Annotated in this window: 29 protein-coding genes, 1 tRNA gene and 1 pseudogene; 13 read left to right on the forward strand and 18 right to left on the reverse strand. The window is 60.6% G+C overall.

Annotated elements, in window-relative coordinates; translation table 11 throughout:
- The first annotated feature begins 26 nt into the window (after positions 1-26).
- Both acs and ABQ278_RS03330 read left to right on the forward strand, forming a co-directional pair.
- Positions 27-1,970: an acetate--CoA ligase gene (acs, locus tag ABQ278_RS03325; protein ID WP_349321199.1), complete on the forward strand. Its 1,944-nt coding sequence runs from the start codon at positions 27-29 to the stop codon at positions 1,968-1,970.
- 92 nt (positions 1,971-2,062) lie between these two features.
- Positions 2,063-2,368 (forward strand): hypothetical protein, encoded by a 306-nt coding sequence (locus ABQ278_RS03330; RefSeq protein WP_349321200.1) that lies wholly within the window; start codon positions 2,063-2,065, stop codon positions 2,366-2,368.
- Here the strand turns inward: ABQ278_RS03330 and ABQ278_RS03335 are convergent.
- From ABQ278_RS03335 to rlmN, 5 genes are all read right to left on the reverse strand, one after another.
- Positions 2,365-2,655: a DUF1905 domain-containing protein gene (locus ABQ278_RS03335; protein ID WP_349321201.1), complete on the reverse strand. Its 291-nt coding sequence runs from the start codon at positions 2,653-2,655 to the stop codon at positions 2,365-2,367. The genes ABQ278_RS03330 and ABQ278_RS03335 overlap by 4 nt on opposite strands.
- Entirely contained in the window at positions 2,645-3,280 is a 636-nt protein-coding gene (locus ABQ278_RS03340; protein ID WP_349321202.1) for a DNA-3-methyladenine glycosylase 2 family protein, read from the reverse strand. Before ABQ278_RS03340 ends, ABQ278_RS03335 begins: the two co-directional genes overlap by 11 nt.
- A gap of 40 nt (positions 3,281-3,320) precedes the next feature.
- Positions 3,321-4,142 (reverse strand): peptidase, encoded by an 822-nt coding sequence (locus ABQ278_RS03345; RefSeq protein ID WP_349321203.1) that lies wholly within the window; start codon positions 4,140-4,142, stop codon positions 3,321-3,323.
- Positions 4,143-4,148: 6 nt separating this feature from the next.
- Positions 4,149-4,607: a DUF350 domain-containing protein gene (locus tag ABQ278_RS03350; protein WP_018081391.1), complete on the reverse strand. Its 459-nt coding sequence runs from the start codon at positions 4,605-4,607 to the stop codon at positions 4,149-4,151.
- A gap of 150 nt (positions 4,608-4,757) precedes the next feature.
- Positions 4,758-5,984: a 23S rRNA (adenine(2503)-C(2))-methyltransferase RlmN gene (gene rlmN / locus ABQ278_RS03355; RefSeq protein ID WP_349321204.1), complete on the reverse strand. Its 1,227-nt coding sequence runs from the start codon at positions 5,982-5,984 to the stop codon at positions 4,758-4,760.
- Between the two features lie 130 nt (positions 5,985-6,114).
- Between rlmN and ABQ278_RS03360 the strand changes: the two genes are divergently transcribed.
- Positions 6,115-6,573 (forward strand): hypothetical protein, encoded by a 459-nt coding sequence (locus ABQ278_RS03360; protein WP_349321205.1) that lies wholly within the window; start codon positions 6,115-6,117, stop codon positions 6,571-6,573.
- Positions 6,574-6,578: 5 nt separating this feature from the next.
- On the opposite strand, the gene ABQ278_RS03365 is transcribed toward ABQ278_RS03360, so the two are convergent.
- Positions 6,579-7,229 (reverse strand): YitT family protein, encoded by a 651-nt coding sequence (locus ABQ278_RS03365; protein WP_018081387.1) that lies wholly within the window; start codon positions 7,227-7,229, stop codon positions 6,579-6,581.
- Positions 7,230-7,375: 146 nt separating this feature from the next.
- Positions 7,376-8,125 (reverse strand): HesA/MoeB/ThiF family protein, encoded by a 750-nt coding sequence (locus ABQ278_RS03370; RefSeq protein WP_349321206.1) that lies wholly within the window; start codon positions 8,123-8,125, stop codon positions 7,376-7,378.
- 61 nt (positions 8,126-8,186) lie between these two features.
- Here ABQ278_RS03370 and hslV point away from each other — a divergent pair, with 61 nt between their 5' ends.
- From hslV to hslU, 3 genes and pseudogenes are all read left to right on the forward strand, one after another.
- Positions 8,187-8,744, forward strand: a complete 558-nt coding sequence (gene hslV / locus ABQ278_RS03375; protein WP_349321207.1) for an ATP-dependent protease subunit HslV — start codon at positions 8,187-8,189, stop codon at positions 8,742-8,744.
- Entirely contained in the window at positions 8,741-9,211 is a 471-nt protein-coding gene (locus ABQ278_RS03380; protein WP_349321208.1) for a GNAT family N-acetyltransferase, read from the forward strand. Before hslV ends, ABQ278_RS03380 begins: the two co-directional genes overlap by 4 nt.
- 1 nt (position 9,212) lies before the next feature.
- A pseudogene (gene hslU / locus ABQ278_RS03385) lies at positions 9,213-10,512 on the forward strand (ATP-dependent protease ATPase subunit HslU).
- Here hslU and ABQ278_RS03390 read toward each other — a convergent pair.
- Together ABQ278_RS03390 and ABQ278_RS03395 are read right to left on the reverse strand one after the other, a co-directional pair.
- A complete protein-coding gene (locus ABQ278_RS03390) occupies positions 10,513-10,791 on the reverse strand; it encodes a DUF3144 domain-containing protein (protein ID WP_349321209.1) in 279 nt (92 codons plus the stop codon).
- 7 nt (positions 10,792-10,798) lie between these two features.
- Positions 10,799-11,263 carry a low molecular weight protein-tyrosine-phosphatase gene (locus ABQ278_RS03395; protein WP_349321210.1) on the reverse strand — a complete coding sequence of 155 codons (465 nt, stop codon included), beginning with the start codon at positions 11,261-11,263 and terminating at the stop codon, positions 10,799-10,801.
- Between the two features lie 58 nt (positions 11,264-11,321).
- Between ABQ278_RS03395 and nth the strand changes: the two genes are divergently transcribed.
- The gene (gene nth / locus ABQ278_RS03400; RefSeq protein ID WP_349321211.1) at positions 11,322-12,017 is read left to right on the forward strand and encodes an endonuclease III; all 696 of its coding nucleotides are present in this window, start codon (positions 11,322-11,324) and stop codon (positions 12,015-12,017) included.
- On the opposite strand, the gene ABQ278_RS03405 is transcribed toward nth, so the two are convergent.
- The 3 genes from ABQ278_RS03405 to ABQ278_RS03415 all read right to left on the reverse strand — a co-directional run bounded on the left by ABQ278_RS03405 (position 12,014) and on the right by ABQ278_RS03415 (position 14,516).
- The gene (locus ABQ278_RS03405) at positions 12,014-12,997 is read right to left on the reverse strand and encodes an acyl-CoA desaturase (protein ID WP_349321212.1); all 984 of its coding nucleotides are present in this window, start codon (positions 12,995-12,997) and stop codon (positions 12,014-12,016) included. The genes nth and ABQ278_RS03405 overlap by 4 nt on opposite strands.
- Positions 12,998-13,081: 84 nt before the next feature.
- Positions 13,082-13,594 (reverse strand): GNAT family N-acetyltransferase, encoded by a 513-nt coding sequence (locus tag ABQ278_RS03410; protein ID WP_349321213.1) that lies wholly within the window; start codon positions 13,592-13,594, stop codon positions 13,082-13,084.
- Entirely contained in the window at positions 13,584-14,516 is a 933-nt protein-coding gene (locus ABQ278_RS03415; protein WP_349321214.1) for a hypothetical protein, read from the reverse strand. The genes ABQ278_RS03410 and ABQ278_RS03415 overlap by 11 nt, the downstream gene beginning before the upstream one ends.
- A 58-nt stretch (positions 14,517-14,574) precedes the next feature.
- Between ABQ278_RS03415 and ABQ278_RS03420 the strand changes: the two genes are divergently transcribed.
- The gene (locus ABQ278_RS03420; RefSeq protein WP_349321215.1) at positions 14,575-15,570 is read left to right on the forward strand and encodes an adenosine kinase; all 996 of its coding nucleotides are present in this window, start codon (positions 14,575-14,577) and stop codon (positions 15,568-15,570) included.
- On the forward strand, positions 15,570-15,755 hold the full coding sequence (locus tag ABQ278_RS03425; protein WP_349321216.1) for a hypothetical protein: 186 nt from the start codon (positions 15,570-15,572) through the stop codon (positions 15,753-15,755). The genes ABQ278_RS03420 and ABQ278_RS03425 overlap by 1 nt, the downstream gene beginning before the upstream one ends.
- A gap of 3 nt (positions 15,756-15,758) precedes the next feature.
- Here ABQ278_RS03425 and ABQ278_RS03430 read toward each other — a convergent pair whose 3' ends face one another.
- The 6 genes from ABQ278_RS03430 to ABQ278_RS03455 all read right to left on the reverse strand — a co-directional run bounded on the left by ABQ278_RS03430 (position 15,759) and on the right by ABQ278_RS03455 (position 22,229).
- Positions 15,759-16,334: a Smr/MutS family protein gene (locus ABQ278_RS03430; RefSeq protein WP_349321217.1), complete on the reverse strand. Its 576-nt coding sequence runs from the start codon at positions 16,332-16,334 to the stop codon at positions 15,759-15,761.
- Between the two features lie 178 nt (positions 16,335-16,512).
- Positions 16,513-19,095: a PAS domain-containing protein gene (locus ABQ278_RS03435; protein WP_349321218.1), complete on the reverse strand. Its 2,583-nt coding sequence runs from the start codon at positions 19,093-19,095 to the stop codon at positions 16,513-16,515.
- A 207-nt stretch (positions 19,096-19,302) separates the two neighbouring features.
- Positions 19,303-20,379, reverse strand: a complete 1,077-nt coding sequence (locus tag ABQ278_RS03440; protein ID WP_349321219.1) for a calcium:proton antiporter — start codon at positions 20,377-20,379, stop codon at positions 19,303-19,305.
- A gap of 46 nt (positions 20,380-20,425) precedes the next feature.
- Entirely contained in the window at positions 20,426-20,704 is a 279-nt protein-coding gene (locus ABQ278_RS03445; protein WP_349321220.1) for a hypothetical protein, read from the reverse strand.
- A 270-nt stretch (positions 20,705-20,974) separates the two neighbouring features.
- Positions 20,975-21,049: transfer RNA gene (locus ABQ278_RS03450), tRNA-Gly, on the reverse strand.
- Positions 21,050-21,242: 193 nt separating this feature from the next.
- Complete coding sequence (locus ABQ278_RS03455; RefSeq protein ID WP_349321221.1) at positions 21,243-22,229, reverse strand: D-glycerate dehydrogenase; 987 nt, start codon at positions 22,227-22,229, stop codon at positions 21,243-21,245.
- A gap of 351 nt (positions 22,230-22,580) precedes the next feature.
- Here ABQ278_RS03455 and ABQ278_RS03460 point away from each other — a divergent pair, with 351 nt between their 5' ends.
- The 4 genes from ABQ278_RS03460 (at position 22,581) to ABQ278_RS03475 (ending at position 25,930) form a co-directional block, all read left to right on the forward strand.
- The gene (locus ABQ278_RS03460) at positions 22,581-23,090 is read left to right on the forward strand and encodes an SH3 domain-containing protein (protein ID WP_349321222.1); all 510 of its coding nucleotides are present in this window, start codon (positions 22,581-22,583) and stop codon (positions 23,088-23,090) included.
- Between the two features lie 160 nt (positions 23,091-23,250).
- On the forward strand, positions 23,251-23,769 hold the full coding sequence (gene fabA / locus ABQ278_RS03465) for a 3-hydroxyacyl-[acyl-carrier-protein] dehydratase FabA (protein ID WP_023447260.1): 519 nt from the start codon (positions 23,251-23,253) through the stop codon (positions 23,767-23,769).
- A gap of 68 nt (positions 23,770-23,837) precedes the next feature.
- A complete protein-coding gene (gene fabB, locus ABQ278_RS03470; RefSeq protein WP_349321223.1) occupies positions 23,838-25,061 on the forward strand; it encodes a beta-ketoacyl-ACP synthase I in 1,224 nt (407 codons plus the stop codon).
- 53 nt (positions 25,062-25,114) lie between these two features.
- Complete coding sequence (locus tag ABQ278_RS03475) at positions 25,115-25,930, forward strand: enoyl-ACP reductase (protein ID WP_349321224.1); 816 nt, start codon at positions 25,115-25,117, stop codon at positions 25,928-25,930.
- The last annotated feature ends 46 nt before the right edge of the window (positions 25,931-25,976 follow it).

A 25,976-nucleotide genomic window follows, 5' to 3' on the forward strand; every position in this document is an offset into this window, starting at 1 on the left:
TAAAAAAGACCTTGAGGAACTGCCAGATGAGCGACACGTTTTTTCGCGTCCCCGCCGATTTTATCCGCCCGAAAACCCTGACCGCTGATGGCCTGGCGGCGCAGCACGCGCTTTTCGCCAGGGATCCGGACGCACACTGGCGAACGCTCGGTGACGCCCTGGCGTGGATCCAGCCCTATAGTCAGGTAAAAGACGTTTCGTTCAACCGCGAAGATTTTCGTATCCGCTGGTTTTACGATGGCGTGCTCAACGTCTCGGTCAACTGCATCGATCGTCACCTGGCCACACGCGGTGAGCAGGTAGCGCTGATCTTCGAAGGCGATGATCCCTCGGTTTCGTATTCGGTGACGTACAACCAACTCGCCAAAGAGGTCAACAAACGCGCCAACCTGCTGAAAAAGTACGGCGTGAAAAAGGGTGATCGCGTCACACTTTACCTGCCGATGGTGCCGGAAGCGGCCTATTTCATGCTGGCCTGCACGCGCATCGGCGCCGTGCACAATATCGTTTTTGGCGGCTTCTCCCCGGACAGCATCGCCAGCCGCATCCAGGACTGCCAGTCCGACGTCGTCGTCACCGCCAATGAAGGCCTGCGCGGCGGCAAGGTCATCCCGCTCAAGGCCAATGTCGATCTGGCCTTGCTGCAATGCCCCAATGTCCAGACCGTTTTGGTGGTCGAGCACACCAACGCCCATTACCTCACGCATGGCGGCCGCGATGTCAGCGTGGCCGAGGCGCTGGAAGGCCTTTCCGACGAATGCGCGCCCGAACCCATGAACGCCGAAGACCCTTTATTCATCCTCTATACCTCTGGTTCGACCGGCAAGCCCAAGGGCGTGCTCCATACCACCGGCGGTTACCTTGCCTGGGCGGCCTATACCCACAAGACGGCCTTCGATTATCAGGACGGCGATATCTACTGGTGCACCGCCGATATCGGCTGGGTGACCGGCCACTCCTATGTCGTGTACGGCCCTCTGGCCAATGGCGGCACCTCTTTGATGTTCGAGGGCGTGCCGAATTATCCGGACAATTCGCGCTTCTGGCAGGTGGTCGACAAACACCAGGTCAATATCTTCTACACGGCGCCGACCGCCATCCGCGCCCTGATGCGTCATGGCGATGAGCCCGTAAAGGCGACTTCGCGCGCATCCTTGCGTGTATTGGGCACGGTCGGCGAGCCGATCAATCCGGAAGCCTGGCTGTGGTATCACCGCGTTGTCGGCAATGGCAATTGCCCGATCGTCGATACCTGGTGGCAGACCGAAACCGGCGGCCACCTGATCACGCCGGTGCCGGGCGCCACGCCGCTCAAGCCCGGTTCAGCCACCAAGGCCTTGCCCGGCGTTGTGCCGGTCCTGGTCGATGCCGAAGGCCGGGTGCTGGAAGGCGCCATTGAAGGCAATCTTTGCATCGCCGATAGCTGGCCCGGCCAGATGCGCAGCGTCTATGGCGATCATCAGCGCTTCCTCGATACCTACTTCTCCACCTATCCCGGCAAGTATTTCACCGGCGACGGTTGTCGCCGCGACGAAGACGGCTATTACTGGATCACCGGCCGCGTCGATGACGTGCTCAATGTCTCTGGTCACCGCTTAGGCACGGCCGAGATCGAAAGCGCGCTGGTCGGCCACTCCGGCGTAACCGAAGCCGCCGTGGTCGGCTATCCGCACGACATCAAGGGGCAGGGCATCTGGTGCTATGTCACGCTGAAGCAGGGACTGGCGCCAAGCGACGACCTGAAAAAAGAGCTGCGTGATCATGTGCGTTCGGAAATCGGACCACTGGCCTCGCCGGATGTCATCCAGTGGGCGCCCGGCCTGCCGAAAACGCGCTCCGGCAAGATCATGCGCCGAATCCTGCGCAAGATTGCCGAAGGCCAGCCGGATCAACTGGGTGATATCTCGACCCTGGCCGATCCGTCGGTGGTGGCCGATCTGATCGAAGGTGCCAAGGGTCTGAACGGATAGCCTTACGCGGCCCTTACAGGCGCTCATAGCTTTCGGAACGCCGTTCTTACAGGGTTCGGTCTAGGGTGGTCTCCAAAATAAGGAGACGCGCCATGATGCCCGATACCTTCAAGACACCTCCGGCGGAACATGATCCGAAGGCCACGACCTCGACGGAAAACAACCTGCCGGCGGATAAGCCCCATGTCGGCAGCGATGTTCCCGACCGCGACAAGCCACAGCATCGGGAAGGCAAGCTGGTCTTTTCGCCCAATGAATTGAACCAGGCGGGTGAGGACAAGGAATATTTCCATCCGGAAAAGGACCACAGGTTCGACGCTCCGAAAGATGCCAATAGCCATGCCTTGACGCCGGATGTGGAAGTCACACCGGACAACAAGATCAAGCCTATCGGTTAGAGGGACAACTCGACCTCGGTGACATCGCCTTCACCGAGGGTTTCCGCCTTGCGTACCGCCGCCTTGACCGGCAGAAGATAACCGCCTGACGCTTTATCGGGGAACAGTGATGTGCGCCATGCGGTGACGCCGATGCGTGCCTGAACGGCCACCGACCCCCAGGCGCGGCGGTTCTCGCTGGCGCACTTGATGGCAAAAGCGACCTCGGCGGGCAGGGTGATGAAAATCCACGAGGCGGGCGCTTCGCCAGTCCAGCGCCACAGTTTTCCTTCGAATCTATAGCTCACGCGATATCTCACCACGCTTGACCGCGCCATACCAGCCCCAGAGCAGGTGGGCGGCGATGGTGCGGTAGGGCGACCAGACGACAGCGCGTTCGGCGCAATAGGCTTCGTTCGGGCGCTCCGGCAGACCGTCTAGCCAGCCCACGGCTTCACGCAGGGCCACGTCACCAACTGGGAACAGATCGAGGCGGCCTTCCGAAAACATAAGATAGACTTCGGCGGTCCAGCGGCCGATGCCCTTGAGCGCTACCAGTCGCTGCGCGGCGTCCTCGATGCTCAGGTCTTGCAGGGTATCCGTATCAAAGCCGCCGGTGTGAAAGGCTTCGGCCAGGGCGCGGGCGTAGGTAATCTTGGGCCGCGAAAGACCGTAACCGCGTAAGGCGTCCTCGTCATGCGCGAGAAAAGACCGTGGTGTGATCTCGACAAGGCCGTCTTTGACGCGCCCAAAAATGGTGTCCGCCGCCTTGACTGACAACTGTTGCTCGACGATCAGACCCAGCAAAGCCGGAAAACCGCCGGGGCGCTTGCGGTGTTGCAGGTGCGCGAAAAACTCGGTCAGCGGTTTCAGACGCGGATCGCATTCGGCCAGATGCGCGAGGTGTTCGGGATCAAGAGGATTGTCGTTCATCTGTAAGGCGTAGCATGCGATCAGCCCAAATCCGACAGCATTACGATATGATGCAGCCGACCTGCGCTACGCGGTATTCGCGTCGCAGGGTATCGGAAACAATACCGTAATTGCGCTTGGTGATCGTGGCCTCGGCGTCGAAATCCGGCGCGCGCGCGGTGGTGGCGGCAAGTGCTGCCACGGTTTCGGGCACGGCCGTATAGATGCGTCCGCGGCGCGGCTTTTCCTTGATGGTGATGCCGACGACATGCGAGGCGTCGTCGATGGCCGGTCCACCGACCAGTTGGTTGAGGTCGCTTTTCAGTTCTTCGGTCTGGCCGGCCTTGGCCCAGGCCAGCACCGGCTCATTGGGGCGGCCGCGCTTGGAGCGCTCGATGACCGTGCGGCCGATGAGGCGACCGGTGGCTTCGCCGACCTGACCACCGGGATAGCCCGGCATGAAGGCGCGCATCCCTGGCTTGACATTGGCCGGATCGATCAAGGACAGCGGTCGTCCGGCGCCTTCGGTGATGGCGATGAGGTATCCGCCATAACTCGGCACTTCGCGCGTTTTGAACGGTACGGCGAGGTTGCCGCCAATGTTGAGAAAGGGGTGCGTGCAGGCGCCGACGCTTTCCTTCGCCACGATCCATTCGCCGTTTTTCGAGATGGCGAAGGCCGTCCCTGTCATGATCTTCTGGTCATCGACCGGCAGGTTGATGATCGACGAGACGGCAAACGGCGTGAAACTGGCGAACAGCGACATTTCGCCGATGCCAGGCGGCGGCGGCGCGGGCGGCGCGTTCAATTCCTCGTGCCACCTGCCGGTCACGACCACGAGGGCCGTGATGGTCGCTGCATAAAGGAGCCAGTCCAGTTTCATGGGAATTTACGCGGCGACGGCGGCGGCAAGGACGAGGGCGGCGGCGAGCTTGGCGGAGACCAGAAGTACGGCGGCCGAGACCTCGCCTTCATTGATGCGCGCCGGCAGGCCGGTCAGCAGAAAATCGACGAAGCGGAAGACGAACAGTTGCAGCACGATGGTGGCGCCGCCCCACAACACGATTTCGCGCAAGGAGGTGGAGGCCGCCATCGAAGCCGCCAGCGGAATGGCGAGGCCGATGATAACGCCGCCAAAGGCGACGGCGGCGGCCGAATTGCCCTCGCGGATCTGGTTGATTTCCTTGTAGGGGGTCAGCAGCGAATAGACCGTGGCGCCGATCAGCAGCAGCAGCAGGGTAACGCCGGCATGAACGAGCGTGATCGGGAAGCCGGTGGCGAAGGCCTGGATCTCCGGTCGCAGCACATCGGGCGACAGAAAATTGAAGTTAAAACTATCCGGCGTCATGCTTGGTCCCCTAAACGCTCATCCAGCGCCCCGTTGCAATCGCAACGGCCCAGCGCACTTTAGGGGTAAGTTTCCTGCAAGATCAAGTCCAACGGCGCGGCTGTGGATAAAATTTATATGACGGCGCAATTATCCAGATATGGCAAGCGCTTAGTCGAACATGCCACCGGCAAGATGGGCGAAGGGCAGGGACACTTCGGCCGGCGCGTTGTCCTGATTTGAAGCAGTTTCTTCACGCTGTTCGCGGCGCACGGTTGAGGCGCGCTTCTTTTCGCTCTCGGACTTGAGCTGACCGCAGGCGGCCAGAATATCACGGCCGCGCGGGGTGCGGATCGGTGAGGCGTAGCCGGCCTTATTGAGGATAGAGGCAAACAACTCGATGGCGCGCCAGTCCGAGCACTGATAATCGGTGCCGGGCCAGGGATTGAACGGGATCAGGTTGATCTTGGCCGGAATCCCCTTCAGCAGCCTGATCAGGGCGCGCGCCTCGTTGGGGCTGTCGTTGACGTCCTTCAGCATGACGTATTCGAAGGTGACGCGACGGGCATTGGACAGGCCCGGATAGTTGCGGATGCCTTCGATCAGTTGCTCGATATTGTACTTCTTGTTGAGCGGCACGAGCACATCGCGCAATGGATCGTTGGTGGCGTGCAGCGAGATGGCCAGCATGGCCTGGGTGCGGGTGCCGAGTGCTTCCAGTTCCGGCACCACGCCCGAGGTCGAAACCGTGATGCGGCGGCGCGAAATGGCGATGCCCTCGCCGTCGGAAATGATGTCGATGGCGTCGGCCACGTTGTCGAGATTATAGAGCGGCTCGCCCATGCCCATGAAGACGATGTTGGAGAGCTTGCGGTCTTCCTTGGGCGACGGCCATTCGCCGAGATCATCGCGTACCACCTGCACCTGCGCGACGATTTCCGCCGCGGTCAGGTTGCGCACCAGCTTTTGCGTGCCGGTGTGGCAGAAGGTGCAGTTGAGCGTACAGCCGACCTGCGACGACACACAGAGCGCGCCCGAACGGCCGACGTCAGGGATATAGACGGCCTCGACCTCGATGCCCGGCGCCATGCGGATCAGGTATTTACGGGTGCCGTCCTGGCTTACCTGCTTTTCAGAGATTTCGGGACGCGCCAGAGTGAACTTTTCCTTGAAAAGCGCGCGCTGCTCTTTGGCGATGTCCGTCATCAGGTCGAAATCGGTGAAGCCGTAATGGTGCATCCAGCGCCAGACCTGCGTGGCGCGCATCTTGGCCTTGCGCTCTTCGACCACGCCGGATTCGAACAGGGCCTTGGCCAGTCCGGCGCGCGTCAGGCCGGTGATGTTCACCAGCGAAGGTGCGGCGGCGGATTTGACGGACAGGTCGAGCGTATTGGCCAAGATATGCGGCTTTCAAAGGAGGCAATGTCGGGATGTGAGCGGGTCTATAGCGGATAATGCCGCAAATGTCTAATCGCCGCCACATTGCGCGGTCGGAGTGAAGATCTTGGTATCCTGACATGAGGTGAAGATGACATACGCCGTGAAAATCCTGGCTGTTACGTTGGCGCTTGTGACTGCTGCACCGGCTGTGCAGGCCGCGCCCGATCCGGCCAGCGAGGCCTTGTCGGCCTGTCTGGTGCGCTCGGCCACGCCGAAGGATCGCACCACCCTGATCCGCTGGGCCTTCACGGTCGTGGCGCGCCATCCGAAGGTGGCCGATCTGTCGTTGATCACCGATGTTCAGCGCCAGACGGTCTACAAGGCCACCGGCAAGCTGCTGACGCGCCTGATCAGCAGTGATTGCTCCGCCGAGGCTAGATCGGCCATCGCGACCGGCGGACAGGAGGGCCTCACCGGCGCTTTCAATGCGCTTGGTCAGGAGGCTTTGAAGGATCTGATGGGTGATCGCAGCGTGCAGTCATCGTTCGGCGAACTGCTGAACTATGTCGATCAGGGCGCCTTGTTGCGCGCTCTGGCCGGTTATTGAGCATTTCAGCGCCCTAAATAGCGTTCCGGCTTGTGGAATCCGACCATGACACCACTCATGGCGGCGGCCGAAATCACCGAAAATAACAATTGGTGCGGATTGAGGATCAGGATCGACGTCGCCATGATCAGGGCGTCGCAGGCCAGTTGCGTCTTGCCGGCGTTGATATTTTTCGTCTTTTGCAGATAGAGCGCCAGCACGCCTGTGCCGCCGGCGCCGGCGCCATGGCGGGCCAGCGCCAGAATGCCCATGCCGATGATGGTGCCGCCGAAAAGGGCTGCGAACAAGGGGTTCAGGCTTTCCAGCTTGAAGGCGTAGGGCGCGTAACTGGCCATGCCCATGATGGCGAGATTGACGATCACCGTCTTGATCATGAAGCGCTTGCCCATGGCGGGCCAGGCAAACAGAAAAAACGGAATATTGATCAGGATAAACAGCACACCGACGGGCAGGGGCGCTACATAGGAGACCAGAAGCGCGATGCCGGCCACGCCGCCGGTGGTCAGCCCTGCCGTCTTGAGCATGACGATGCCCAGCGCGATGAACGAGCAGCCGATGGCGAAGGCGTAGATATCCTCCAGCACCGTGTGTTTCACGGTGGGGTAAAGAGCGTCCTTGCCATCCTTGTCGATAAGCTGGCCGGTTGTCGTCGTCATCAGGCGGCATCCACTAAAGCGGTTGGCCTGCGCGTTTCGTTCCCAAGTGTCTAGTTGGTTTCTTATGACACAATTTTTGCAAGGCGGGAATAGTGAGGCCAGAAACCCCACCGCCATGCCTCAAGTGCGGCGTGGCGGTGGGGTTTTTAATGGTTTCCGCACACCGGACAGGCCAGATCGGACGGCAGTTTCACAATGCGCGAGGTCATGTCGAGGCCATCGAAGATCATCAGCTTGCCGCGCAAGGTTTCGCCCGCACCGGTGATGATCTTGATGGTTTCCAGCGCCGCCAGCGAGCCCATGACACCCGCCAAAGCGCCGACCACGCCAACGCGTTCGCAGGTTTCGGCATCGGGCGGTATCTCCGGCACCAGGCACTGATAGCAGGGCGAACCGTCGAAGGTGGCCAACTGACCGCTGAAGCGGCCAAGCGCTGCTGACACCAGTGGCTTTTTCAGACCATGACAAACGCGATTGACCAGCAGGCGGGTCTCGAAATTGTCGCAGCCATCGAGCACGATATCGTAGCCGCCCAGGACGTCCGCGGCATTTTCTTCCGTCAGGCGCAGACGATGGACGTGGCAGTCGCAATGCGGATTGAGACCGCTGAGATGGGTCGCCGCCGCCTCGACCTTTGGGGCGCCGATATCGCGCGCACCGAACAGCACCTGCCGTTGCAGATTGCTCAAACTCACATCGTCATCATCGATCAGGCCCAGCGTACCGATTCCCGCCGCCGCCAGATAAAGCGCGGCTGGCGATCCGATGCCCCCCATGCCTATCAGGGCCACCTTCGCGGCTTTCAGCTTCATCTGTCCCTGACCACCGATCTCTTTGAGGACCAGATGGCGGGCATAGCGGTCGATTTCATCGTCTGTAAATTCGTTGGGGAGCATAATGCGTCAAATGCGCTCACGGGCCTTGAACTGCAAGTGCAAAAGCGCCAATTAAGGCGGCATGAGCGAACACAATTCCCCTTTCCCAAACTGGCATGGCACCACCATCGTGGCCGTGCGTAAAAATAACAAGACGGTCATCGCCGGTGACGGTCAGGTCTCGATGGGGGCGACCATCGTCAAGGGCGGCGCGCGCAAGGTGCGGACGCTGGCCGGCGGCAAGGTGATCGCCGGTTTCGCCGGCGCCACGGCCGACGCCTTCACCCTTTTGGAACGGCTCGAAGCCAAGCTCGAACTCTTCCCTGACCAACTGGCGCGCGCCTGTGTCGATCTCGCCAAGGACTGGCGCACCGACCGTTATCTGCGCCGTCTGGAAGCCATGCTGCTGGTGGCCGACAAGGACCATATCCTGACCATCACCGGCGTCGGCGATGTGCTGGAACCCGAAGACGGCGTGGCCGCCATTGGCTCCGGCGGCGTCTATGCCTTGTCGGCCGCCCGCGCGCTGCTGGAGTATGAACCGGATGCCGAGCTTATCGCCCGCAAGGCCATGAAGATCGCATCCAGCATTTGCGTCTATACCAATGACCACCTGACCCTTGAGAAGCTGGAGGGGTGATTACGTTCCGGCCCCTCAAGGACAGCGACGCCGGTCTGCTCCTGATCTGGATGGCGTCACCGCATATCCAACCCTGGTGGACGGAAGGCAACTCGACCCCGGAGGATGAGGTCGATGACGCGCTGAACCTGATCGGCAGTGATGACGGCGCAGCCTTTATCATTGAACTCAGCAAGAGACCGATCGGCTATATCCAGTCTTCTCCTTGCGGACCCGATCAGCCGGAGGGTGCGTTGGGTCTCGATATGTTCATTGGTGATGTATCGCTGACCGGCGAGGGGCTTGGCCCGCAGATCCTGCGTCAGTTCGGCGATGACCTGCTGGCCAGGGGCGCAACCCGTTTGCTGATGGATCCTCACAGCGCCAATGACCGCGCCATATCGGCCTGGCGCAAGGCCGGCTTTGATATTGTTGAAACACGCGGCGACGTCACGCTGATGTCCCGTAACCCGAAACTGAGTGCCTAACATGACCACCTTCTCTCCCCGCGAGATCGTTTCCGAACTCGACCGTTTCATCATCGGCCACCACGACGCTAAGAAGGCTGTCGCCGTCGCCCTGCGTAATCGCTGGCGCCGCAAGGCGACCGATGAAAGCATCCGCGACGAGATCACGCCGAAAAATATCCTGATGATCGGACCCACGGGCGTCGGCAAGACCGAGATCGCCCGCCGGTTGGCCAAGCTGGCGCAGGCGCCTTTTATCAAGGTCGAAGCGACCAAGTTCACCGAGGTCGGCTATGTCGGCCGCGACGTCGACCAGATCGTGCGTGACCTGGTGGAAGCCGCCATGCTGATGATCAAGGACAAGAACCGCCTGAGCGTGCGCGCCAAGGCCGAGGCTGCCGCAGAGGAACGCCTGATCGACGCGTTGGTGGGCGAAACCGCCGCGCCGGCCACGCGCGAAAGCTTCCGCAAGAAGCTGCGCAACAACGAACTGGACGACAAGGAAATCGAAATCTCCCTAACCGACACGGGCCCTGCCGTCGGCATGATGGAGATACCCGGCCAACAAAACGGCGCTTTCAACCTCTCCGACATGCTGTCGAAAGCCATGGGCGGCCGCAAGAAGACGATCAAGACGACGGTTAAATCGGCCATCCCCAACCTGATCACCGAGGAATCCGACAAGCTGCTCGATCAGGATTTCAGTCGCCAACGAAGCGCTGAAGCTGGCCGAGAACGAAGGCATCGTCTTCCTTGATGAGATCGACAAGGTGGCCTCGCGCTCTGATCGCGGCGGCGGCGATGTGTCGCGCGAAGGTGTGCAGCGCGATCTGCTGCCGCTTATCGAAGGCACCACGGTCTCGACCAAGTATGGCCCGGTCAAGACCGACCACATCCTCTTCATCGCCTCGGGCGCGTTCCACGTGTCGAAGCCTTCGGATTTGCTGCCGGAATTGCAGGGCCGCCTGCCGATCCGCGTCGAACTCAAAGCTCTGACGCAGGATGATTTCCGCCGCATATTAAGCGAACCGGAAGCCAATCTGATCAAGCAGAACCAGGCGCTGATGCTGACCGAAGGCGTGACCCTGACCTTTGATGACGGCGCCATCGCGGCCATGGCCGAGGCGGCTGCTACGGTCAATGCCAAGGTCGAGAATATCGGCGCGCGCCGGCTTCATACAGTCATCGAAAAGGTGATGGAGGACCTGTCCTATACGGCGTCCGATATGTCCGGCCAGAAAGTGGCGATCGATGCCGAGTACGTCAAAAAGCGCCTGGGCGATATCGCCACAGACGCTGATCTGAGCCGCTATATTCTGTAGCTACTTCACCGTTTCGAAATTGCTGGCGAACTCATCGTAGCAATCGTGAAACATCTGGCGGAACTGTTCCTCAAACATGAGGGTGGCCTCGGCGCGCCGGGCCGCCATCTGTTCGCCGAAGCCATTGCCGTTGAGGCAGAGATAAGCGCCGTAACGGGCGGCGGCATAAAGCGCCGAAAGCGCGACATCCTCGGCATGGGCGTGTTCGCTCTGTGCGTTGCAGATATCGATATGCGCTTTGGCTCGGGCGGTAAACGCCAGTTCTTCGGGGGTAGACATGGGAACCTCAGTTGCTCGTCAGGGATTTTAGTAAGCCGGCACTGGCCTTGTCGCACAGTTGATAGACCTCTTCAAAGTGCGAATTGCCGCCGTAATAGGGATCGGGCACATCCTTTTTGACGCCCAGGGCTTCTTCGAGATAGAGCCCGACGCGAGCCTGCGCGCCTTCCGGCCGCATGGTTTCCAGATGGCGGACATTGTCTCGGTCGAGCCCAAGGATCGGGTCGAAACGATCGAAATCACCGACCTGGATTTGCCGGGCGCGCTGGTCGGAAATATCGATGCTGTGATGCGCCGCCGTAGCAATAGAGCGCTTGTCGGGCAATTCGCCGCTGTGCCAGCCGCCGCAGCCGGCGGAATCGATGGTAAAGCGGTTCTCAAGCCGCGCCGCCGCCACATGGGCGCGAAAAATGCCCTCGGCCAGCGGTGAACGGCAGATATTGCCAAGGCAGACGAAAAGAACAGAGGTCATGACAAGCTTTCACGGAATCGGGCATAGTGCCGATCCTATGTAATGTTGAAGTTGCCCGATGAAAACCACGAAGCGCGCGCCCAAGGCCGCCAAACGCCGCAAGGTTGATCCTGAACTGATCCGTCAGTTGTTCGAACGTTTCGAGCAGGACAAGCCGGACCCGAAGACGGAGCTGAACTTCGTCAACCCGTTCACGCTCACCGTGGCCGTGGCGCTATCGGCCCAGACCACGGACGTGGCGGTCAACAAGGCGACGGCGCCGCTGTTCGCCATCGCCGACAATCCGGCGGATATGCTGGCGCTTGGTGAAGACAAACTGATGCGGATGATCAGCTCCATCGGGCTCTATCGCAACAAGGCGAAGAACGTCATGGAGATGTGCCGCATTCTGCTGGCGCAGTATGATGGTGATATCCCACTCAATCGCGCGGCCTTGCTCAGCCTGCCGGGCGTGGGTAACAAGACGGCGTCTGTGGTGCTCAATGAACTGGATATCGAGCCGGCCATCGCGGTCGACACCCATGTCTATCGCGTTTCGCACCGACTGGGTTTGGTCGATGCCAGCGCCAATACACCGGACAAGGTGGAGGCCGTCCTGGTGAAGGTCATCCCGAAGCCCTGGCTGACCCGCGCGCACCACTGGCTGATCCTGCACGGCCGCTATGTGTGCGTGGCGCGTAAGCCTAAGTGTGAGATCTGCATCGTGCGGGATTTGTGTCCCAAGATCGGCGTCGAGTTTACGCCTCTGGTCTAAGATCGCAGATGCGTCTGTCTGCCAATCCACTGAAGCGATGGGCATAGTTTCACATCCGGCTTGAAGTGAGGCTGAGCCCCTTCAGCCCACTGGAGTTGTGGACGATGCGGCAAATCCTTGGCCACCCGGATATTCCATGCCAGACCCAGCGCTTCCAAAATCTTGATAAAGCGATAGCCGGGATCGCTCTGGCCCTTATAGATTCCGATGCGCGCAGATCCGGGAAAGGCGTGATGGTTGTTGTGCCAGCCTTCGCCCATGGTGATCAGGCCGGTAAGATGGACATTGCGGCCTTGCACACCGGCGCCTTTGATCTGCCAGTCATCTTCATGTGCCTGATGCGCGAAATAGCCGATCAGCCAGTGGCCGGTAACCGTGGTGGCGATCTGTGCGCAGACACCCCAGATGACCCAGGCCCAGCCACCGATCAGGTAAAAAGCGATAACCCAGGGCAGGTGGACGGCGATCCAGTGGCGATCGATGAAGCGATAAAACGGATCGTTGGCGACTTCGGGTTCGATGGTCAGGTGTGGCGGTTTTGCCAGACGAATGTCGCCGTGCATCTGCCAGAGCGCATCGATCAGCATGGGTTGGCGGTGCGCGAAATAATCGTGACACCGTGTCTGTCGCTGTGCCCAGTCGCGGAAATCGTGGGTATGGATCATGGCGAAAGGCCCGCCTAGCCCGGTCAGAGTGCCGAAATAAACGAGCAGGCGTTCCAGCCAGAGCGGACACGCGAAACTCTTGTGTATCAGGCGCCTGTGCATCCCGACGCTATGCCCCAACAGCAGGACCGCGACGGTTTTGATGGCGAACAGCAGAACTGTATCCCAGCGCAGGTAATAGATCAGGCCGCAGGTCGTGGCGGCATACATGCTCAGCAGAAACAGCGACTTGACCGGCACATAGACCACCTTGCCATCCAAGGCGCCGGCCTCTTTGGTAAGATCGATGCGGTCGATATTTTCAAAGTTTGGCATCGTAACTCTCTGCGTAATTTCAATTAGCTAATTATCTAAATAACTAAACGTGAAACTTGTCAAGCTGCAGAGCGTGAAGATTTTTTAAGGTCGGTGCCGCTCCAACACGCCGATTGTTTCGCCGTGGAACACGCTTTCACGCAAGGGCCTGAAACCGCATTTGAGCGCCAGTTTCAGCGAGGCGTCGTTTTCATAGCTGATCATGCACTGGAGTCGCGGCATGTTCAGCGCTGTATCGGCATGGTTAAGCGCAGCGCTGAGTGCCTCCGAAGCATAGCCCTTGCCGTGAAATCCGGCATCGAATACCCAGCCAGATTCAGGCGCCTCCAGGGGGGGGGCGATGGCGCGTTTGTAGTCGAACACACCGACCACTCCGATATGCTGATCCGTGTCTTTCAGGCGCACCGACCAGTTGCCGAAGCCGAAGACCTGCCAGTGACCGATATCGCGCAGTAGCCGCAGCCAGACCGTTTCGCGGTCCATAGGCTTGCCGGTGATATAGCGATAGACATCGGGCTGGCGCCACAGGGCGCACTGCGCCTCGTAATCGGTCGCAGCCAGCGGTTTCAGCACCAGGCGTTCGGTCTCAATGAACATGGTGGTCGCTCGAACAGCCGCACACCAGCATCGCGCTCTCGACCGCGTCCTTGAAACGCATGGAGGCCTCAAGATCATAGGTCAGGTAGAGATCGGGCTCGATCAGTTCCAGTTCCATCAGGCAAAAGCCGCCGTCCTCGGCGCGCACCATATCGACGCGGGCATAGAGCAGGCGGTCGCGGCCGATGAAGTCGATGGCCGATTGCGCCAGGGCCAGGGCTTCCGGCGGCGGCGTCAGGGCGCGCAGATGGGCGTCGTAATCGGGCTGGGAGCGGAAGTCACCGGACTTCGGCGTTTTCAGTACGGCGTGGGAGAACTCGCCGACGAAAAAGATCAGCGACCATTCGCCTTCGGAACGGATCGCCGGCATGAAGGGCTGGATCATGGCTGGCCCGACCGGAACCGCCAGTTTCTTGTCCTCGACGTCGCGCACGTCGCTCTTCAATTCAGAAAGCGCCTCGCCTTCCCAGATCAGGGTGTTCTTGGCGCCGGCCGAGATCGCCGGCTTGAGCACAAGCGCCTTCTGGCCGAAATCGGCACGGGCGCGCGCCACATCCTCATCTGTGACGCCCTCGGTGAAGAGGGTAGGGATGATGCGCACGCCGGCCTCGGCGAGATCGCGCAGATAGCGCTTGTCGACGTTCCAGCTCACGATTTCCGGCGGATTGAAGACGCGGCGCTCGGCGGCGCCCATGGCCGTCATGGCGCCGATAAAGCTGTTGGGCGCGTTATGGTAACCCCAGGCCACCAGCGGCAGGATGAGGTCAAAATCCTCCGCGATCGGTTCGGACCATGGCTGATCGAAGATCTCGGCGTCGATGCCGGCCAAGGCCTCGCGATAGGCATCGAGCACATAGGGCCAGCGGCCATGGTGCGACGGATGGTCAGGATTCGGTGTCAGGATCAGAATACGCTTGCTCATGGACTCTTTATTGATCATTAGGTTACGCCATATCAACTGATTTCTGAGGCCCCCTGCCATGACCATCGAATATGACATCACCGCCGTTGGACATGCCATTGTCGATGTGCTCGCCCCTTCCGATGACGGCTTCCTGAGCAAGCATGATCTGCACAAGGGCTCGATGACCCTGATCGACACGCATCGCGCGCTCAGCCTGTCGGAAGCCATGGCCGACAGCGAGATGGCCTCGGGCGGTTCGGCCGGCAATACTATTTCTGGCGCGGCCTCCTTCGGCGCCAAGTGCGCCTATGTCGGCAAGGTGGCGCATGACGGCCTGGGTGAATTTTTCAGCAAGGATCTGAAAAAGATGGGCGTGGAGTTCCGCACCCCGGTCCTGCACGATGACCCGACCCCGACCGGCCGCTGCCTGATCAATGTCACGCCCGATGGCCAGCGCACCATGGCGACCTTCCTGGGCGCCGCCGCGCTGATCAGCCCGAAAGACCTCGACGAGGAGATCATCAAGGCGTCGCAGATCACCTATCTGGAAGGCTACCTCTTCGATACGCCGTCGGGCCGGGAAACCTTCGCCAAGGCGGCGCAGGTCGCGCGCTCTTCAGGACGCAAGACCGCCATCACCTTGTCGGATGGCTTTGTCGTCAATCGCTGGCGTGATGACCTGCTGGCCTTTATCGACCGCCATATCGATCTGGTCTTCGCCAACGAAACCGAACTGCTGGCCCTTTTTCAGACCGACGACTTCTTCAAGGCGCTGCGTTATCTGCGCGGCAAGACCGAACTCGCCTTCGTGACGCGCGGCGCCGAAGGTTCGGTGGTGGCCAAGCTCGATGATATCCACACCATCGCCGCCTCGCCGGTCGATAAGGTGGTCGATACCACCGGCGCCGGTGACCAATATGCCGCAGGCGTGCTGTTTGGTCTGACGCAAGGCCTGCACGTCACGGTCTGCGGTCAGTTGGGCTCACTGGCGGCGGCGGAAGTGATCGGCCACTATGGCCCGCGTTCGCAGGTGTCGCTGAAGGCGCTGGCGACTGAAAAGGGACTGATCTGATGTCGGCGCCAGTAGATTTAAAGCTGCTGGAGTCAGACAGTTCTGATTGGGAACAACTGTTTTTGCGTGAGCAAACGGGTGAGTTTGTTGAAAAGTCTTATCCGAATGGTGAAATGCATGGGGGCGGACCAGTTCGGTATCAAACCGTGACCGAAGCTTATGCACGCGAGAAATACAGCTTTTAACAACTAGCTTCTCCGCTTAAGCGCCACATAAAGCGCGCCGGTGCCGCCATGGCGGGCGTGGGCCTGGCTGATGCCGGCGACGATATGGCCGAGCGCCGGGTCGGCCAGCCATTCGGGCGCAAAGCGTTTTAGGATGCCGGTTTCCGATATACCCTTGCCGGTGATGACCAGGATGGCGCGATAATCATTGGCATAGGCCTGCTGCACAAAGGCCTTGAGACGCGCTTCGGCGGCGAAGGCATTGAGACCATGAAGATCAAGGCGGGCCTCGATCGGATCGCGTTCGCGGCTGATGCGGCGCTTGCGTTTCGGCTCGATCGGATCGGGGGCATAGTCGGCGGCGCGGGTGATGGTGAAGCCGCCGGTGGGTTTCAGCGATTGGCCGAGTTTGAAGGGTGTCAACGGCGCTGGCGCAGGTTTGGCCGCGGTCATTTCACCCGGCATATCGGCGATGCGCACTGTTTCGGTTTTGGCGTCCTCTTTAAGCTCCGGCGTGCGCGTCGGTTTGTGCGGCCGCACGGTCGCTGTCACCAGCGCCCACAGCCGCAAATCCTCTGCCTTGAAACCGAACCGTGCCATGAACCTGCGCGCGTAAAAGCAAGAAAACCTACCACCGCCACATCTCACCGCTACGCGGCTCGTGCGGTCCCATGGCTTGCGAAAGCTATACTTTCGCTGACGCCAAACCCCGAAAAGGCGGTGAGGTGCAAAGAGATTATATCTTACTTGATGATCCCGGCCAAAGGCTACCGATTTATTAGAACTCTTCCGACTGGAAGGCTTGCAATTGGCGGGTCAGGCGTTCGCCGCGCTTGCCGGCAACTAAAGCGGCTTCGGACAGGCGGCGGATGCTTTCCGGACTATCGCCCTGTCGCGCCATGATTTCCAGCGCACCGTTGATGACGCCGAGCATCTGGGCGAAATCCTGCGCCACATCGCCGGTCAGACGTCCCACAGTCTCAAAGCGCTGGGCATGGCCCAAAGCCTCGTTAAGCTGATCGACGCGGGCGGTCATTTCGGCCTGTTTGGCCTGCGACTTGGTAAGCAGGGTCTCCAGATCGCTCAGGCGCGTTTCCAGCGCAGCGTGATCGACCACCGGCATCGCCGCCAGCTTGCCTTGCGCGTCGTCATAGGCCGCCTGCCACTTGACGATATCGTGCTGCGCCGCGGCCAGCTTGGCCTCCCAGGCGCTGACATCGGGCTCCGGCGCCGGCGTATTGAGCAGGGCCTCGTGTTTGGCCTGCAGATCGGTATGACGCACGGCCACCTGTTCGAGCGCCGATTGCAAAGCCTGGATGCGGTCCTCGTGCTGGCTGTAATCCGGCGCCGGCGCCGGCGTTTCCGCCAGGGCCTGATAGCGGCGGGCCAACTCGACCTGCTGCTTTTGCAGGGTTTCCAGCTCGGCCTGCAGGCGGGCATTGCGCGCTTCGTGCTCGCTGTAATCGGGTTGTGGCGCGGGTGTATTGCGCAGAGCGTCGAGTTCGCTTTCAAGGGCGGCTTGGGCCGCGCGGGCCATGTCCAGTTCGGCGCTCATCTCGGCAAGGCGCTGTGTATCGACAGGTTCAGGCTCGGGCACGGCCACCGGCTTGGCGAAGATGATCTCATCTAGTTGTAGTTGAAGCGCGCTGTGGCGGCTCTCAGCTTGTTCGAGATCGCTTTTCGCGGCATCAAGTTGCGCCTTGAGCGCGGCGTTCTCGGCCACCACCAGCGGATCGGGTTCATGGACGATGACGGGATCGGGCAGGGACACAGGCGCCTGCCACTCATAGGGCGTCGGGGCCTCTTCAAGGGCCTTGGCACGGGCGGCGGCTACAGCCTCGGCCACAGCTTGGGCAAGCGCCAGATCATGTTCACGGACGGCTGCGAGACGCGCGGCTTCCAGTTCGGCCGCGTGCTGGTTGCGGGCCTCAGCGAGGGCGGCTTCATGCGCTTCTTCGCGCGCCTTGAGCACGGCGGCTTCAAGCTCGGCTTCGGTAATGCCGGTCGTCTGAATAACGGGCTCGACCGCGGCCGCAGGGGCTTCTGTCTGTTTCCATGCTGTGCAATCGAAGGCGACGCCGTAGATTTGCTTCTTGCCGTCCACGATCTTCGACTGGCCTTCGATCGCGATCCAGCGCACTGAGCCGTCCTTGCGTGTCACCTGGATATCGAGCGCCAGATGATCGCTTTCGCCCGACATAAGCTGGGTGAAGGCGACATTGGCCAAGGCCTGATCGGCCTCGGAAATCAGGGTGGGGCCACCGACATAGTCACGGCCAATCAGCGCCATCATGCCGGCGTCCTCGACAATGGTATCGGCCTCGGCATCATACTGCCAGGTGCCGACGCCGAGCGCGGCGCGGGCGTCTTCAGCAAGGCGGTGGTCGGTCAGTTCCTGCGCGTCATCGTCATTGAGCGTGGACACAGGGGCGATGCGCGGCGCGGAAATGCCGGGCATGGCCATAACGGTCAGGCCGCGCTCGCCGCCTTCGTGGGTGCGGACCAGCCAGGCGGTAACCGTGGCCGGCTGAGGCTCACCGCCCGGCGTTTTCAGGGTCAGGGTGAGCGAAATCTGGGTATGCGGCGAGGCTTCGTCCTGCAACTCGCCAAGATAATCGACCGCCTTCTGGAAATCAGCGTCATCGACGAAGAACTGCGTCCAGTTTTGGCCCAGCGCCTGCTCGCGCTTGAGATCGAAGGCATCGAGCGCGGCGTTGTTGATATCGACGATCTGCGCCTTGGTATCGAGGCCCCAGAAGGGAAGGGTAGAAGCGGCGAACCAGTGGCCGCGCCACAGGCCGTTCAGATCGTCCACGCCCTCGCCGGAAGAGGTTTCGAGTTCGACCATGGCCGAGGTCGAGCCGATGACCTCGCCGGCGCCGTTCATGATCGGCATGGAGGTGACGCTGACCAGCACTTTTTCGTGGCTGCCGTGATTGGTCAGCAGGTGCTGGAAGCCCTTGACCGTCTGGCCGCGCAAGGTGCGGGCGATCGGCATGAGGTCGGCGGGAATGACGCGGCCATCGGGGTAGGCGATGCCCCAGGTGGCGGAATGGAAACGCAGGCCGATCAGCTCGGAATCCTTGCGGCCGAGAAGCTGGTGCGCGGTCTTGTTGGCGAAGGTGAACTTGCCGCTGACATCGGTTTCAACCAGGGCCACCGGCACGGCATTGAGCACGTTGAACATGCGGCGTTCCAGGGTGTCGATCTTGCGTTCGGCCTTGAACAAAAGATCCTGAAACTGACGGACCTGAAATGACTTCAGTGAGGCAATCACGCCACCGATGATCGACAGGGCGAGCAGGATGAAAGCCGCGACCCCAAGCAGCGCGATCAGATCATGCTCATTCTGCAACAACATACAACAACCCTACCTCAAAACCCCTACCGCCGGCGCGCCATTCTGCTACAGGCGCGGCCCGTCAGCCGTATGACAGCAAGTTCCGTGCCTGCGTCTTCGGGCCAACCGGCATAATCTTGCCGGAACACAGTGGCATGGCAACCGCTTAAGACAAAGAGGCGAATTACATTACGCTCAAGGGAACGCCGCACGAGCAGCGGCGGGCCACTACACGCCGAGTAAGGACAGCATCAGGAAGGTGGCGAACAGCACGAAGTGCGTGGCGCCTTCGATGGCATTGGTTTCGCCATCGTTGAGATTAATGCTCGCCACCAGAAGCGTCAGCGCCGTCATTACCGTCTGCACCGGCGTGAGTGCCATATGGATCGGCTGGTTGTTCATCAGGGCCATGATCTCGATGGCCGGCACGGTCAGGATGACGGTCGAGAGCGAGGCGCCGAGCGCGATATTGACCACGGGCTGCATCCGATTGGCCAGGGCGGCGCGCAGGGCGGTGAGAATTTCCGGGCTGGCCGAGATGGTGGCGACCAGAAGGGCGGCCACGATCGGCGGCACGCCGGTGCCGCTCAGGCCCGTATCCATGGTCTTGGCCATGACCTCGGCCAGGGCGCCGATCAGCACGACGCCGACGATCAAAAAGGTGCCGGAAACGCGCGCGCTGCCGGTGTGCTTGTGGTCGGCATCACCCGTGCCGGCATAGCTGTAGCTGAAGAAATAGCTGTGGCGCGTGGTCTGGAGGCGCAGGAAAACGCTGTAAAGCAGCAGCATGATTCCGATGGTGAAGACCGAATAGATGCGCCAGTGATCCTGTGGAATGAACTCCGGCACGATCATGGACACGCCCATGCCGGTCATGATCATGACCACATAGGTGTTGCCGGAATCGACATTGTAGGGCTGCTCACCGTAGCGCAGGCCGCCCAGGATAGCGGCGAGGCCAAGGATGCCGTTCATATCCAGCATGACCGCCGAATAGATGGTGTCACGCGCCAGCGTTGGCGAAGAGGTATGGCTCAGCATCATGATCAGGATGATGACCTCGACCAGTACGGCCGACAGGGTCAGGATCATGGTCCCGTAGGGTTCGCCGACCTTTTCCGCTAGCACCTCGGCATGGTGGGCCACGCGCAGCGACACCATGATGATGACGCCGATCAGGGTCAGGCCGGCGATGAGCGACGCGACCTGTCCGAGTTCGAGGATGGTGTGTTCGAGCGAAAAGGCGATCGCGGCCATGATGGCGCCGATCAGCAGGTTCTTTTCTTGTCTTATAAGGCTAAGCATGGCGGCTCTTAAACGCTGGCCCGCCATAAAATGTCAAGGGGAGCGTCTACAGCCAGATGGTGGCAGCGGGTTTACGCGCATATTGGCTGCGGATCTTATGCACCTCGGCCTTGAGCGCGGCCTTCATACGGTGGCTGGAAAGGCCCGCCCCGTGCTGAAACAGGGTCTCGATAAAATCGTACATGTCGCCGATCTGCGGACCTGTGGTGAAGCTGAGCAGGTCTGTGCGGATCAATTGCTTGAGGGCGGCGCAGGCCACATCCGGATCGGTCAAGCGCTGGTCGAGCTTCTTGAATACGCCGTCTATCTCCTGATCGAGGTCCATCTATCGCTCCTTTTATGCAAGCCGACATAGCTAGGGGGCGGGGTGTAAAATTGCGATGAGGTTGCCAGGTTAAACGGGGCTTAACCGAGGAGGAGCTTATTGTCTTCCTGGGCGATGCGCTGGATTGTTTCGAGGGCGCCGCCATGGTCGCTCCGTCGGGCAAGTCGGCTTTGTTTGAAGTGCTGAGCTTTATGAAGCTTTAGGCCCAAACGCAAAAAGCAGCCACGAGGGCTGCTTTTTATTTGTGTTCCATATCCTCAAGAAGAGGATTGGAGCGGGCGAAGAGGATCGAACTCTCGACATCGACCTTGGCAAGGTCGCGCTCTACCGCTGAGCTACGCCCGCTTGCATCCGTTGGTGAGGTGTTTGCCTCACCGCGAGGTCGGCCTTATAGACGGAAGGTCGTTTTCAATGCAAGTGCCTATTTGCGGAAACCTGTGAAAAACTTTTTTAATAAGAAAGAAAACAAGAAACCCCACCACCACGCCGCAAGGGCGGCGCGGTCCCCCTCCCCACCATAGGTGGGGAGGTACAAGTATTACAGCATCGCCGGAATAACGCGGTCGGGCGGACGGTGGCCGTCCTGATGCGTCTTGATGTTGAGGATCACCCGGTCGCCCATATCCTGACGCGCCTCGATGGTGGAGGAGGCCATATGCGGCAGCAGGATGGCGTTGGGCAGGCCGATCAGTTCCGGATTGATCGCCGGCTCGCGTTCATAGACATCGAGCCCCACGCCGGCGATCTGCTTGTTGCGCAGCATGGCGGCCAGGGCCCGTTCATCAACAATCTGGCCGCGCGCCGTATTGACCAGAATGGCGTGCGGCTGCAGCTTCGACAGCCGTTCGGTATTCAGCAGATGGTGGGTGCCGGCGCCGCCCGGCGCATTGATCGACACGACGTCCATGCGTGACAGCATCTGGTCGAGATCGTCCCAGTAGGTGGCGCCCAGTTCATCGGACACCCGCGCTGACACCGGCTTGCGGTTATGATAGTGCACGCTCATGCCGAAGGCGCGGGCGCGTCGGGCCAGGGCCTGACCGATGCGGCCCATGCCGATGATGCCCAGGCGTTTGCCGAAGATGCGGCGGCCCAGCATAAAGGTGGGCGACCAGGCGGAGAACTCACCCTTCTGCACCAGTTCAGCGCCTTCGACGAAGCGGCGCGACACGGCCATGATCAGGCCCATGGTCATTTCGGCGGTATCCTCGGTCAGCACGCCCGGCGTGTTGGTGACCATGATGCCTTTTTCCGTGGCGGCGTTGATATCGATATGATCGTAGCCGACGCCGAAATTGGCGATCATCTTGAGGCGGTCGCCACAGTTGGCGAAAAATTCGGCATCGATCGGATCGTTGATCGAGGTCACCAGCACGTCGCAATCGCGTGCGGCTTCGATCATGCGGTCGCGTGGCATCGGCGACATGAACAGCCACAGGGTGGTGTTGAACAACTCGCGCATCCGCGTCTCGACCGCGTCGGGCAGCTTGATGGTGAGGATGACCTTGAGTTTTGCAGTGCTCATCTATGCCTTTATTCGTTTTGAAGCGTTATCGTCGGCAGATTCGGACCCTTTCCCTCAGGCCTTGGCTGCCGCCGGGCGTGTTCGCCCGTTTTTCTTTGGAACGCGGTTAGCATTCCATTAACCAAATCTGAACCCTTGCGGGACATCATGGCGGCTTGCCGCGACCGGCCTTTGGCCTGGCCGCACTTACAGCCGTCCTCCTCCGTAACAGTTATATCCGATATGCGTCATCCCCAAGCCAAAGGCCAAGCCGCGCTTCGTTTCCCCGACATAAACGCTTTGCGCGCCGCTTTTCAAGTGTTTTGGCCTTTTCGCAGATTACGCGGCGGCAAGGCCGGGCTGTGGCTTGCCATGTGCGCTGTTATGCTGGTCGTCATGCCGGCGGCGGCCCTGGCCGAGGATGAGGTCTACAACACGCCGTCCAACCTGCCGCTGCCACGCTGGGCCATGCTGAAAAGCAATGAGGTTTATGCGCGCAACGGGCCGAGCAAGGAGAACCGCGTCGTCTGGACCTATCGCGTGTCGGGTCTGCCGGTTCAGATCATTTCTGAGACGCGCGAATGGCGCCTGATCTGCGATCCGGATGGCAATGTCGCCTGGGTCAGCCGCACCATGCTGCGCACGGCCAAGAACGTGATGAGCCCAGCGGGGCAGAAGCTGACCTTACGCAAGAGTCCCGATGAGGCGTCCGATGCGCAGGCCATCCTGCGACCGAAGTCGCTGGCCTCGCTCGACAAGTGCAAGAAGAACTGGTGCCGGATCTCGGCCGCCGGCAAGACCGGCTGGGTGCCGGAGCAGGGGCTCTGGGGCACGCAGGACGTGGCCGTCTGCAAGCGCCCCGATCCCTTCACCAACAAATAAAGCCTGAAACGGCATGAGAAAGACGCGTGGGGCGGCCATAAAAAGCCTCAAAAGGGTTGAGCCAAAGCGCGGGCTCGTGTAACGCATCATTTTTTAATGTTACACGCATGGGGAACGCGCCTACAGTGAGGCGAACCTATGCTGCGGAGCTTTTTTGCTGATGACCGAACGCCCCTCATCCTTTTCGTATGAAGACCTGCTGTCCTGCGGACGCGGCGATATGTTCGGTCCGGGCAATGCCCAGCTTCCCGCCCCGCCGATGCTGATGTTCGATCGCATCGTCCAGATCGCCGACACCGGCGGCGCTTTCGGCAAGGGCTATATAGAGGCCGAACTCGACATCACCCCCGAACTCTGGTTCTTCGCCTGCCACTTCATCGGTGATCCGGTCATGCCGGGCTGTCTCGGCCTTGACGCCATGTGGCAGCTCGTCGGCTTCTTCCTGGGCTGGAAGGGCAATCCCGGCCGTGGCCGCGCCCTTGGCGTCGGCGAGGTGAAGTTCACCGGCCAGGTCACGAACGCGGTGAAAAAGGTTACCTACAAGATCGACATGAAGCGTGTCATGTCGGGCAAATTGATCATGGGCATCGCTGACGGGGTTGTCGAGGCTGATGGCAAGCTTATCTATCAGGCGTCCGGTCTGCGCGTCGGTTTGTTTGACGCCAAGGAACTGGGTTAGGCACAGCAGGTTCCACGCATAAGGGACCGCATTGGTTATTCGCCACAGGGCTAAGAGTAGGATATTACATGCGTAGAGTCGTGATTACAGGACTGGGGATTGTCTCTTCCATCGGCCTTGGTGCCGATGAGGTCACGCAATCCCTCAAGGAAGCACGCTCCGGAGTCGTCGCCGCCGAAGATTATGCACGTCTTGGCTTCAAGTGCCAGGTGCACGCCGCTCCAAAAATCGATGACTGGCAAGCGCTGATCGACCGTCGTGCTGCGCGCTTCCTGTCGCCGGGTCTGGCCTATGGTCACATCGCCATGGATCAGGCGATCGCGTCTTCCGGTCTGGATAAGTCCGATATTTCCAATGAGCGCACCGGCATCATTTTCGGCGCCGGCGGCCCTTCCACCAGCGCCATCGTAGCGGCGGCGGATATCACCCGCGAGAAGACCTCGCCCAAGCGCATCGGGCCATTCGCCGTGCCCAAGGCCATGTCGTCCGGCCCGTCGGCTGTTCTGGCGACTTGGTTTGAAATCCGCGGCATCAACTATTCGATCTCCTCGGCCTGCGCTACCTCGGTGCACTGTATCGGCGCGGCAGCAGAGCAGATCATGCTCGGCAAGCAGGATGTGATGTTCGCCGGCGGCACCGAAGAGCTCGACTGGACGCTGTCCGACATGTTCGACGCCATGGGCGCCATGTCGTCGAACTTCAACGATCGTCCGGCGGTCGCTTCACGCGCCTATGACCGTGATCGTGACGGCTTTGTCATCGCCGGCGGCGCTGGCATGGTGGTGCTGGAAGAATATGAGCGCGCCAAGGCACGCGGCGCCAACATCATCGCCGAAGTCGTCGGTTACGCCGCCAATTCTGACGGTTATGATATGGTGGCCCCTTCTGGCGAAGGCGCGGCGCGCTGCATGAAGATCGCTATGGCCGAAGCGAAGGGCCGCAAGATCGACTATCTCAATCCGCACGGCACCTCGACACCGGTGGGTGACGAGAAGGAAATGGGCGCGGTGCGCGATGTCTTTGGCGCCAACATGCCGATGATTTCCTCGACCAAGTCCCTGACCGGTCACAGCTTGGGCGCTGCCGGTGCGCAGGAAGCCATCTACTGCCTTTTGATGATGCAGAACGGTTTCGCTGCCGAAAGCGCCAATATCGATAATCTCGATCCGGCGTTCGACGGTATGCCGATCCTGCGCAAGCGTCATGACGGTCCAATCGGCACCATCATGTCGAACTCGTTCGGCTTTGGCGGCACCAACGGCTCGATCATACTTTCTCAAGAAGATTTATAGACGGATTTGCTCTGCAAATCCTTTGGCCCAGACTGATTTATAAGGACTACCCCATGGCTGACGAATGGAACTTCCCCAAGGGCGACCTCATGAAGGGCAAGAAGGGCCTTGTCATGGGCGTTGCCAACGACAAGTCCATCGCCTGGGGCATCGCCTCGCAACTTGCCGCGCAAGGCGCTGACATGGCGTTCTCCTATATGGGGGAAAGCCTGCTGCGCCGAGTCGGCCCGCTGGCCGAATCGATCGGCGTCAAGCACCTGATCGAGTGCGACGTGACCTCGGATGAGTCGATGGACGCTGCCTTCGCCAAGTTGAAGGACATCTTTGGCGAGATCGATTTCGTCATCCATTCGGTCGCCTTCGCCAACAAGAACGAACTGCAAGGCTCGTTCGTCGAAAACACCACGCGCGAGGGCTTCCTGCTGGCGCTCAACGTCTCGGCCTTCTCGTTCGTCGACGTATCGCGTCGTGCCGCCGAACTGATGCCGAACGGCGGTTCGCTGATCACGCTGACCTATCTTGGCGCCGAGCGCGTTATCCCGAACTACAACACCATGGGCGTGGCCAAGGCCGCACTTGAAGCTTCCACACGCTATATCGCCCGCGATCTGGGCCCCAAGGGCATCCGTGTCAACGCCATTTCGGCCGGCGCCATGCGCACCCTGTCGCTGGCCGGTATCTCCGGCGGCCGCGGCTTGCACGCCAAGTCGGGTCAGTTCTCGCTGATGAAGCAGGAAACCTCGATGGAAGGCGTGGCGGGCGCAGCCCTCTGGCTGGCGTCTGATCTCGGCTTCTCGACCACTGGCGAAGTCGTTCACGTCGATGCCGGTTTCCATGTGGTCGGCCTGCCCGAAGACATCGAAGCTTAAAAATCGCGGTCTTTGGCCCATTGGTGCGTCGGCGTCGCTGGCCCGT

Origin of the sequence: Asticcacaulis sp. MM231, assembly GCF_964186625.1 — a bacterium.
Classification (GTDB): domain Bacteria; phylum Pseudomonadota; class Alphaproteobacteria; order Caulobacterales; family Caulobacteraceae; genus Asticcacaulis.